The following is an 11,346-nucleotide window of genomic DNA, read 5'->3' as shown; positions in this document are numbered from 1 at the left end:
ATTCCAACGCCTTGGGGTAATTGCCTTGGGTAGAATAGATCTCAGCCACCCTGGAGTAATAATCAGCGCTATTGGGATTAAGCCCCAGCGCCTTTTGCAGGCATTCCAGCGCCTTGGGGTAATTGCCTTGGGTGGAATGGATCTGTGCCAGGCCAACATATACATCAACATTATTGGGATTAAGCACCAGCGCCTTCTGCAGGCATTCCAACGCCTTGGGGTAATTGCCTTGGGTAGAATAGATCTCAGCCACCCTGGAGTAATAATCAGCGCTATTGGGATTAAGCCCCAGCGCCTTTTGCAGGCATTCCAGCGCCTTGGGGTAATTGCCTTGGGTGGAATGGATCTGTGCCAGGCCAACATATACATCAACATTATTGGGATTAAGCCCCAGCGCCTTTTGCAGGCATTCCAGCGCCTTGGGGTAATTGCCTTGGGTGGAATGGATCTGTGCCAGGCCAACATATACATCAACATTATTGGGATTAAGCCCCAGCGCCTTTTGCAGGTATTCCAGCGCCTTGGGGTAATTGCCTTGGGTAGAGTAGGATTGGGCTAAATTAAAATAAGCACCAGACAAATAATAGGGATTAAACTGCTGGCCATTTTCATAGTAAATACGATAATAATTAAACGCTTCGCCAACAGTTGTCTTGCCCGAATCAGATGAAGACTTTACATTAGCAGTAGCTGATATCTGCGTATCATCAACTGCTTCGCAATGCCCAATTATATCCGCTGATATTAATGCCGCAAATATTAAAAATAATAATTTCATCGGCTCTCCTCTTATTTTTTAAAACAGACCTTTTTATCCCGAAGATAATTTAATATAAGAAATGCAAATGCGCCCAGTAGCGTTACACATGAAATGATTAATCCGCACGCCCAGGATAATGGACGGAAGCTCAAAATAACCGTCTGTTTCCCCTTCTCTAACCATACTCCTCTCTGACAATAGTTTACACGGAATATTTTGGCATAACGTCCATTTATTGTAGCCCTCCAGCCAGGATACCATACCTCTGTTAATACTAACATTGAAGGAACGCTTACCTCTATATTTATATAAATACGGTTGGGATCTGAAAAATCTGTTTTTGTGATCGGGTTTTTTTTCTGTAAAATAGCAAACTGGGATTCTGATTCTGAATAACCCTTATCGCCCCGGGAAAATAAAGAATAGTCTCCGGGATCCATATAAACTGCATTTCTTAAATCTCCAATTATCAATTGACTAAGCTGCTCCTGTTCAGGAACAGAGATTATATTTGTAACGGTATACGCGCGCGGCAGCGCCCCGGGGTTAATATGCATAAAAAATCCCGGATCTCCGGATAAAGGTATGCCATTACTTTGTAAAAAAGGAAGCCTTTCTGTCGTAGTCAACAAATAACCTACAGAAAAGTTATCCAAAAAGGCTCTGCTAAGCGGGAAAGAATTATCTCCTTCGTAAAATGGCCAATCCATCGCCCTGGCATAGGCAACTTCAATGGCATACTTAAAACGCCTTTCTAAGGGGTGCATCTCGTATCCCATAAATGAAAAATGCTTATTAAGCTGGGCAAAATTGTCATGAAATGGCTGGTCGCTTGCTATCCGTAATATCGAATTTCCGGTCAAGGGAGGCAGCTCGAGCAGTTGGCGCCGAAGCATGCTGTATTCGAGGGGAGACTTAGCACGGGCTTGACCTGGCAGATAATCCTGGCTGAAATTCGTCCCGTAAAAAGCGACTGCTCCGAAAACAAAAAATTCTGTTGCCGCTAAACACGATAACAGGTAACCGGCCTTCTGCGAATGACATAAGAGCGTCACGCATATAATTAAAATAGCCGCTACCAATAAATACAGTAAAGACGAAAAAATCGGAAATTTTACTATAGAGCCTCTTTGCAACCTTGAAAGTAATGAAGCTGGCAGGATGTCATCCGGCTCGAGATATAGATAAAGGATTGTCTTATTTATTTCTTCCCTCCATACTTTTTGATAAACAAAAGAGGTGGGGTCTCCCTTCTGTAATTTGTATCCTATGGCGCCGTTACCCCTCTCGGGATAAATATAAATAAACTTGCCGGGTCCGACATCTACCTCAAATTCAAACCAGCCTTTAGCTGGAACGCTGTAACTAGAAACCCTTTTCCATTTTTCTCCGAGACCATCTATAGGTCCGTTGCTGTATCTTATTTCTCCGCTCGAGGGACCGCTAAAAAACACTCCCACCTTCTTGACTCTTGCCGTGTCAGGAGAATAAATTCCTACCGGCTCTCTTGAAAGCAGATACCCGTCAACTATATTAGCGCCTTCTCCTGTCCAGGCCGAAGAATAGATGCTTTTTTGAGGTTGGATTAAGGCCAAGCCAACAATAAAGAAAGAAATAAGCAGGTACAACCAAGCCCATCTTTTTATAAGTGAGATTGATTTGAAACTCTTATCTCCGACCAAAAATCCTGCACCCAAGGCGACCAATACCGCCACCGCAAAACACTGAATCATCCTATAGCGAATGGGATAAGGAAAAATATTAACCAGGGGGAGCGACCCGATTACATAACGATAAAACGGCAGGTGATCTCCTAACATGCAAATAACGGCAAAAAAACACAAGCCCGCCATTGCTATAACCCAATAGCGCCGTTTATCGTTTGGGACTATAAAGGACAGCGAGAAGGCGAGCGTTACGAGAAACATCACCGCTAACCCGCCGCTCATATTGGCATCATAGAATTTTAATGGGGGGACGGTAAAATTTGACCCCGTTATATTACCGAATAGATTAGGGGCAAAAAGAGTGGCGAGATAAAAAGGCGGCAATACGCTGTCGGGAGACAAAAGCGCCTCCTCGGGCGAAAGCCTCATATGGGCAAGAGTGTAACTAACCCCATCTGCCACAGGCAGGAGATAAACTGCGCTCAGCGCCAGCCCTAAGACTATTATGCCTCCTGCTATAAAAAGATAACCGAAGGCCCGCTTTAATTGCCTTTGCTTAACGGCCTGTAAAAAATATATAATAATGACGGCTATCCAGATAAATATTACGAATGGCATATAATTTGGGGCGCCCACCGTCAACATAAAAACAAAAATAAGCGCCGTTAATATAAGTTTCCACGGCCTAAAGTCCTCAATTGTTTTTATGTAAAGAAGCAGAAACCAGGGAAGCCATGCCTGCAATATTACTATTTTTAGCCAGACATATGCGTAAACAAATGTCGGGCTATAGATGTATGCAAGCGCTCCGAGTATCGCCGGGAAGAAATCGCATCTTAGCGCTTTTCTCAGCAAAAAAAACATTCCGCTGGCAGCTAATATGTAATGCAGCAAAAGCGGTATCAAATAAAGAAACCAATAGGCATGATTTATATTCTTTAAATTGGCCATTAAATAAAACGGCCAGAGTATTACGTAATAGGTATCGGCGTAGTAACGCGCGCAAAACGGAATGGCCCCGCACCATATATGCGGGTTCCACAACGGGAGGATACCTTTTTGAAGGTTGGTAGCAAGAAAAAAATGCCTTGGGAAAACCTCTAATGCTAAATCATCGTGGAATATGCCTTTTAGACCGAGCATGGCCGGCAGGAATAGAATCGCGGTAACAAGGATTATGAAAAGCACCGAAAATAAAGCGTACCGTTGAGCTTTATTCATAACCTAATCCGATAGCAGTTTGGGCCCTTTCATCATTAAACAAGTTGACGGCTTGCTTGGGATTGCTAAAATCTAAAAAACTCAGGGTACCTAGAATCTTCTTTTTCTGAAGTTGCAGGATTATTCACGTTTTTGAACCTAAATACCTAGGATTTTCGATGATAAAACGGGACGCCTGTCTTTTGAACAGCCTTGCTTTAAAACTGAGCGCGAAATGTAATCCTGTTTTAAATATCTTTAAAAGACTGTATTTTGAATTGCCGTGTTTACGCGGATGATGCCTTATTCTAATCTCGCCTATTGATTGAGCTAAGCAAGCAATCAAAGGCTTGATAAAACGACACCCTCTGCCTCGGCTTAGGAGGCGATCCATTAAACTCCTCCTTATTGCCATAAAGGCGCATCCGTAATCATGCAATTTGACACCTGTCTTTAATCCAATAAACCAGTTTGCAAGACAGGAAATAGATTTTCTTACGCAACTATCATTCCTAGCATGCCTCCATCCGTTTACGGCCTCAAAGCCCTTCTCAATCTCTTTTAAGAACAAAGGGATATCTGCCGGATCATTCTGTAAATCACCATCCATAGTTATGATGACGTCCCCCTTGCTGATATCAAAACCTGCCCAGAACGCATATGCCTGACCGCAGTTTTTAGCAAGCCTTACAACCTTTATGCGACTATCGTTGGCTTGGATGCCTCGCAGAATTGAAAACGTCCTATCTTTGCTGCCGTCATCTACGACAATAATCTCGTAAGGAAAACACAAGGAATCCAATGTTGTCCTTAAGCCCGAACAAACCTCTGCCATATTGGGTTCTTCATTGTACACCGGGATAACAAGAGACAACAACTTTAGTTCCAATTTGCGGCTTTTAAAAAACTTTTATCGTTCAACAAAAACCCTAGCCCCTCACCCATCTCTCAATAACCTTGACTAAGTTATCGGTATCAAGTTTATTTAAACATTTCAGATATTCTCGCGAACCATACCTTCTGCAAAACTTATCCGGTATACCGATAGATTTCAAAAAATGCCCTGCGCCCCTCGCGCTGGATAATGCCTCGGCCATGGCGCTCCCGATCCCCCCAGTAGTAAAATGTTCCTCTATTGTCACGATATGCTTGTTATGTTCGATTTTCCTCAATATCTCTTCTGCATTAAGGGGTTTGATTCTAAATAAATCGATTACGCTTGCGCTAATCGCCTTCTGGGATAATCTTTTGGAGACCTCCAGCGAATTATAAACCATCCTGCCCGTGCTGATAATGCATAAATCTCCGCCTTTTTTCAATAAAGAAAACCCGGCGTTAGCATCAATGTCTTCTTTCTTTTTATACACTGCCGGAAGACCTTCCCTATCGAGCCTGATATACGCCGGCCCTTTATGTTTATGACTTATTTTTGCAAATAAGCTTGCGCTCAGGCTGTCGCTCGGACTATAAATTGTCATCCCTGGCAACGTCCTCATCAATGCGATATCTTCCGTTCCATGATGCGTTGGTCCTAACGTAGAGTAATCGAATCCAGCGCCTATCCCTACGACGGTGACCGGAAGATCCATACAACATAAATCTATCTTTACCTGATCAAAGCAACGCGCTGTCACAAAAGGAGATATGGCATAAACATATACGGTCTTGCCTGATAAGGCCAATCCCGAGGCTAAGCCGACCATGTTCTGCTCCGCTATGCCTACATTAATGTATTGTTTATTTAAATTCTTCCTGAATCTGTCGAGACATATCGCTCCGGTATCGGCGGTAACCAAAATTACCTTTTTATCTTTTTGGGCTATGCTATAAAGAGATTCGAAAAAGGCATCTCTCATTCCTCTAATCCAGTATTTCATTCCTCTCTTCTCTCGCCGATTCAAAACAACTCCTCTCTCGCCATCCTTAATTCCTTGCCCGTGGGTACGCGGAAATGCCAGATAGGCTTATTTTCCATAAACGAAATACCTTTGCCTTTTGTGGTTAAAGCTATTATTGCCAGGGGTCTTTCGGATTTTCTCCTCCTGATATCACTAAACGACGAAAGGATCTCGCGATAAGAATGACCGTCTATTATTCTGACTTCCCATCCGAAAGATTTCCATTTTCCGTCCAACGGCTCAACTTTTAGATAATTATTAAGAAAATCCGTAGCCGAGAGGCCGTTATGGTCGATGATAGCAACTAAATTATTTAAACGCTGCTGAGACGCAAACATTGCCGCTTCCCATACTGCACCCTCGTGGCATTCCCCGTCTCCCAGCAAGGCTATGGCAAAATGTTTCTTTTGGTCCATCTTCGCCGCTAAGGATATTCCGGCTGCGATGCATAAACCGTGGCCGAGTGAACCGCTCAAGGCCTCAACGCCGGGCACATTATTCTCAATGTGCCCGCCCAAACTGCTTCCTGCTTGGGTAAAAGTCATTAATTTTGACCTGGGGAAAAATCCCTTATCCGCCAGGATAGCATAGAGAGCTAAAGCCGCGTGTCCTTTGCTTAAAATAAACCTATCACGCCCTGGCCATCGCGGACGTTTAGGATCAACATTTAATATTCCGCAATAATAAAGCGCCGTCAGTATTTCGACGCATGAAAAGGAGGGAGCGATATGCCCCCCGCCGCTTTTAACTGCCATTTCCAATATTTTTTTCCTAATCCAGCTCGCTTTAAATTTCAAATAATCTATTCCGCGTTTTTTATCCATATACCTTTCGACTTTTCCTATCCATACTGCCGCTGCTCTTATCTACTGATGACCTCTTTGATTATGGTATCCGCGAGATTCTCGGCAATAAGCCTGTTGCCGCGGGCAGTAGCATGACCAAACTCGCCACCAAAACTGTCTACAAAGAGGTCTTCGTATCTGGCTTTTTTTAGCTCTTCCTTGAAGATCTTTTCGTTGCTTACGAAGATGATGTCTTCGTTAGAGTCAAAAATCTTTTTCAAAGGTTCTATGCTGCGCATCGGATACTGCATACAGACAAATTTAATTCCTCTTTCTGTAACAATCTTCTTGATTCTTCTGTAGTTATAGTAAGTTACGGGATTGTAATACTTGGCCCTGAATTCGTTTGCTTTCTTAATAAAAATCTCTGCCTTTTTATCATTTCCTTGGGCCCTATAATACAGGGCCTCAAGCGCATATAAACGGTCATTGTAAATATTTCTTTTTTTGGCCTGCTCCAGCAACTCTTCCAGCTCGCTGATTTTATTTTCCTGCATATAGCAACTGCCCAATTCAACATAAACGCTGATGTGCCTCGGATCAAGCTCTATTGCTTTTTGATACATTTTTTCTGCGTCAGCACATCGCTTAGAACCAGCGTAAAGATTTCCAAGCTCCCCATATGCCCAGTCGCTTCTAGGGTTTATTACTATGGCTCTCTTAAACATTGCCTCTGCCTGTTGATGTTTTCTTTGATCTCTATAACAATAGCCGAGCATCATATAAGTTACGTGATTTTCAGGTGCTAACTCTATCGCCTTTTGATATGTCTCTTCTGCTTCGACAAATGCATCATGAGAACTATAACAATCTCCCAGTTCGATATAGGCCTTGTAATTCTTAGGGTCTAAGGCTATAGCTTTTTTAAGTGCTTCTACTGCCTGAGAATAAGCCCCGTTCTTTTTATAATAACGCGCCAGCCTAAGATATGCCTCATCATCCCGGGGATTAATCTCTATTTTTCTTTTAAATATCGCCTCCGCCCTATTGTATTGCTTCCCAAATGCATAAGAATTACCATTATTAATAATTCCGGATTCGCAGTTTTTAGAAATATTGCTCTTGCGGCTATATCTTGTTCTTTTAATATTTTTAACAATTGCTAAGTAAATTTTTCTCGTTAAGTTATATATCTTTAACTGGGGAGGATACCTCTTTTTATTAGGAATCTCTAAATTATCATAAGGTGTATCGCGTATGCCATCGTTGATACCGCTCATTACGACAACCATATCTGGCTTAATTTTATTTAGCAGGTCATCCAGCTTTGAAACGATGACCGAGGTGTCCGTATCTGTTCTGCCTTTATTTATTACTTTAAATCTTACGCCTGTATTCTGTGCATTTAATACTTTGTCTAACTGCGCTGGCCAAGAATCCATTCCTCCCAATGCAGTAGTGCAATCACCGAGGGCCAAAATGCAATATACACCTTCATTTTTGGGAAATTGTATATTTTTGTAGTGTTTTAATGAAATAGTTATAGATTCTTCGAGACGCATCACCGCCTCAAGCGCAAAAAAAGAAAAAAAGATCGCCAAGGATACCACTGCTATCTTATAACGAAGCCTGGCATGTCGCATGAATTACTCCTTCCAAGAGACCTCTTTGATTATGGTATCCGCGAGATTCTCGGCAATAAGCCTGTTGCCGCGGGCAGTAGCATGACCAAACTCGCCACCAAAACTGTCTACAAAGAGGTCTTCGTATCTGGCTTTTTTTAGCTCTTCCTTGAAGATCTTTTCGTTGCTTACGAAGATGATGTCTTCGTTAGAGTCAAAAATCTTTTTCAAAGGTTCTATGCTGCGCATCGGATACTGCATACAGACAAATTTAATTCCTCTTTCTACCAGGATTTCTCTGAGTTTATTATAATTGTGCCTCGTAGCAGGATTATAATATCTCAACCGAAATTCTTCTGCCTTTCTATAATATTCGCCGGCTTCATAATATCTGCCTTCCTCCACATAAGAAGTAGCCACAAAACCATAAAGACGATCATTAACCAGCCCTTCCTTTATAATTCTTTTAGCTAGGTCGTGCGCCTCTTTTACCTTTCCTTGTTTCCTATAACAACTTCCTAATTCTGTATAAGCGGGTTCCCACCTCGGATTAAGTTCGACGGCCTGTTTCAGCGCCTCTTCCGCACTCCGGTAATCTTCCCGATCCTGATAGGCATTTCCAAGCAGGATATAGGCATCTGCGTTGCCGGGGTCAAGCCTAATCGCTTGTTTTGCCGCCTTCTCCATCTCTTTATTCCTGTCCTGTTCTCTATAACATTGCCCTAAGCCGATATGCCCAGCTGCATCCTGGGAATCCGCACTTATTGCTTTCTTAAAAGCATGCTCTGCTTCTTTATATTCCCCTCTCTCATAATAATAATACCCTAACTCAACGAATGCCTGCCCGTTAGATAAAGCCGCTTCTGCACCTAACTGCTTTCCGCCGCTAGAAATAGATGAAATTCTAAGAGACCCCCCATCCTTCTGCTTCTTAGATTGCGCCGCCTGATTAACCTTATTTATCGTATGCAGCCAAACTAATCTTGCTAATTTGTAGCTTTTCAGTCTGCTTATAAATAACTTGATTCTAAAAACCCGAGAATCTTGATACGGTATGGTCCCTACCCAGTCATTCACGCCTATCATAGTAATTACCATATCAGGATTGTATTTATCCAAGTCTGCTTTTAGGAGCGACAGCACAGCTGAGGATTCAACCGCCATTCTACCCATATTTATAACCTTGTAACTTATTCCGTTCTTATTCTCATTTAATATCTTTTCGAGTTGCGTAGGCCAAGAGCTATCTTCTCCTAAGGCTGTGGTTGATTCACCCAGGCATAAAATACAGTAGCTGACACCATTAGATAAAGATTTAAGTGGTGTTTTATTTTTATGCTTTCTTAATGACAGGAATGCGAAAGACGACAATTGCAGCCCCAACTCAAGAATAAAACAACACAGCAATATCCCAAATAATACCAGGCTTACTTTTTGCTTAATCGGCATTTGTATATATACTGCAGGGCTATTTACTGATGACCTCTTTGATTATGGTATCCGCGAGATTCTCGGCAATAAGCCTATTGCCGCGGGCAGTAGCATGACCAAACTCGCCACCAAAACTGTCTACAAAGAGGTCTTCGTATCTGGCTTTTTTTAGCTCTTCCTTGAAGATCTTTTCGTTGCTTACGAAGATGATGTCTTCGTTAGAGTCAAAAATCTTTTTCAAAGGTTCTATGCTGCGCATCGGATACTGCATACAGACAAATTTAATTCCTCTTTCTGTAACAATCTTCTTGATTCTTCTGTAGTTATAGTAAGTTACGGGATTGTAATACTTGGCCCTGAATTCGTTTGCTTTCTTAATAAAAATCTCTGCCTTTTTGAATTGCCCCTCATCTAAATAAGAGAGGGCTATGATGCCGTAAATGCGGTCGTGCTGTATCTCTCTTTTCCTGAGCAAATTGGCTAATTCTTCTACTCCTTCAAGCTTGCCCTGCTCTCTATAGCAAGTGGCTAATCCTAGATAGGCCTCAATTTCGTACGGGGCAAGCTCTATTGCTTTCTTGAACATCTCTTCTGCCTCGCCGTATCTCTGATGACTGCTATAAAGATGACCCAATTCACAATAGGCAGCACTGTCAGATGGGTTAATCTCGATTACCTTCCTGAACATTTTCTCTTGTTCCTTATATCTATGCTGGTTAATATAACAAGTTCCTAATTCAAAATAGGCCCTTGCATTATCTGGGGCTATACGAATGGCCTCTTTAAGAATTTTTTCCGATTCGGCATATCTTTCTTGCTCTCGGTAATAAGACCCTAGCACTATGTATTTATTATAGTCGAGCGGCGTAAGCTCTATTGCTTTTCTATATGCTTCTTCTGTTTCGCTATAGGCGCGCTCTTCTTGCCTTGCGTCAATTTCATTATCCTGAGAAGACTCGGCAATCGTTAAGCTCATTGCTTTTTTAAACATCACTGTTGCCTGATGATAGTCTTTTGTTTTGCTATAGAGCCTCCCTAATTCATTATAGACCTCGGAATTGTTGGGGTCGATTTTCAATGCCTTCTTGAACATCTCTTCTGCCTCGCCGTACCTGCTCTGGCTAGCATAACAAGCCCCCAGTCCGTCATATGCACTAAACATCACCGGAGAGATCTTCAAGGCCTTCTTGAACATCTCTTCTGCCTCGCGGACCCTATTAAGATTGTTATAGAGATGCCCTAATTCATTATAGACCTCGGAATTGTTGGGGTCGATTTTCAAAGTATCAAGTGCCATATTCTCTGTTTTCCTAAAACGCTTGCTCCTGTAGCCCGCATCAGCATAACTAGAAACCCGATTATTCAGAGAAACCCGGGTTTTATAAATACCCATTTCCCTCGCTTTGTTCATAATATGCAAAAAAATCGCTTTCGCTAATTTATAGACTCTAAGTCTCGAAAAAAATGGCTTTTTATTTACGAGTACGAGGTATTCGTGGGGCACTGTACGGGGACCATCGTTGATGCCTGTCATGGATATAACCATATCGGGATGATATTTAACAAGCGTATTTTCTAATGTTGAGGAAATGGTAGCGGTATCAATATCCTCTCTCCCGCCATTTATTACTTTAAATCTAATGCCGCTGTTACGTTCATTCAAAACAGTCTCCAGCTGCGCGGGCCAAGACGATTCCCCCCCCAAGGCGGTAGTAGACTCTCCTAAACATAGAATGTGATAAGCCCCTTTATCTCTCAAAGATGCGGCATTATCGCGTTCCCGCATTAATATAATTAAAAATCCTGCGGTACGTAAACTTACTTCAATAATCAAAGCGCATAAAAATATCCCTACAAGAATCAGGCCTATCTTCTGGAGAAAGGTTGTTTTATACACAATATGTTTTCCTTACTGAATACCACCTCATATTTACTGATCTCTCAACCTTAGCTCTAATCAATCGCATTTTAATAATTATACTC

8 protein-coding genes are annotated in these 11,346 nt (G+C 42.1%); all 8 read right to left on the bottom strand.

Annotated elements, in window-relative coordinates; translation table 11 throughout:
• Positions 1-778, bottom strand: a 778-nt coding sequence (locus tag WC441_04695; GenBank protein ID MFA5163782.1) for a tetratricopeptide repeat protein, incomplete at its 3' end; no start/stop codon positions are given.
• A gap of 11 nt (positions 779-789) precedes the next feature.
• A complete protein-coding gene (locus WC441_04690) occupies positions 790-3,045 on the bottom strand; it encodes a YfhO family protein (protein MFA5163781.1) in 2,256 nt (751 codons plus the stop codon).
• Positions 3,046-3,772: 727 nt separating this feature from the next.
• A complete protein-coding gene (locus WC441_04685) occupies positions 3,773-4,501 on the bottom strand; it encodes a glycosyltransferase family 2 protein (GenBank protein MFA5163780.1) in 729 nt (242 codons plus the stop codon).
• A 55-nt stretch (positions 4,502-4,556) separates the two neighbouring features.
• Positions 4,557-5,504, bottom strand: coding sequence for a transketolase C-terminal domain-containing protein (locus tag WC441_04680; GenBank protein ID MFA5163779.1), 948 nt, complete (start codon positions 5,502-5,504; stop codon positions 4,557-4,559).
• 20 nt (positions 5,505-5,524) lie between these two features.
• Entirely contained in the window at positions 5,525-6,349 is an 825-nt protein-coding gene (locus tag WC441_04675; GenBank protein ID MFA5163778.1) for a transketolase, read from the bottom strand.
• Positions 6,350-6,387: 38 nt separating this feature from the next.
• The gene (locus tag WC441_04670) at positions 6,388-7,872 is read right to left on the bottom strand and encodes a tetratricopeptide repeat protein (protein MFA5163777.1); all 1,485 of its coding nucleotides are present in this window, start codon (positions 7,870-7,872) and stop codon (positions 6,388-6,390) included.
• Positions 7,873-7,956: 84 nt separating this feature from the next.
• On the bottom strand, positions 7,957-9,381 hold the full coding sequence (locus tag WC441_04665) for a tetratricopeptide repeat protein (protein ID MFA5163776.1): 1,425 nt from the start codon (positions 9,379-9,381) through the stop codon (positions 7,957-7,959).
• A 19-nt stretch (positions 9,382-9,400) separates the two neighbouring features.
• Positions 9,401-11,260, bottom strand: a complete 1,860-nt coding sequence (locus tag WC441_04660; protein MFA5163775.1) for a tetratricopeptide repeat protein — start codon at positions 11,258-11,260, stop codon at positions 9,401-9,403.
• Between the last annotated feature and the right edge of the window lie 86 nt (positions 11,261-11,346).

The sequence above is a fragment of the Patescibacteria group bacterium genome (assembly GCA_041651355.1).
In the GTDB taxonomy this organism is placed as follows: Bacteria; Patescibacteriota; Patescibacteriia; order Patescibacteriales; family UBA12465; genus JAPLVX01.
This window is presented reverse-complemented; position numbering and strand designations above follow the sequence as displayed.

Excerpts from the sequence above, each read along its gene's own strand:
- WC441_04690 (MFA5163781.1), bottom strand. The coding sequence starts at position 3,045 with ATGCCATTCGTAATATTTATCTGGATAGCCGTCATTATTATATATTTT.
- WC441_04680 (MFA5163779.1), bottom strand. The coding sequence starts at position 5,504 with ATGAAATACTGGATTAGAGGAATGAGAGATGCCTTTTTCGAATCTCTT.
- WC441_04670 (MFA5163777.1), bottom strand. The coding sequence starts at position 7,872 with ATGCGTCTCGAAGAATCTATAACTATTTCATTAAAACACTACAAAAAT.
- WC441_04675 (MFA5163778.1), bottom strand. The coding sequence starts at position 6,349 with ATGGATAAAAAACGCGGAATAGATTATTTGAAATTTAAAGCGAGCTGG.
- WC441_04665 (MFA5163776.1), bottom strand. The coding sequence starts at position 9,381 with ATGCCGATTAAGCAAAAAGTAAGCCTGGTATTATTTGGGATATTGCTG.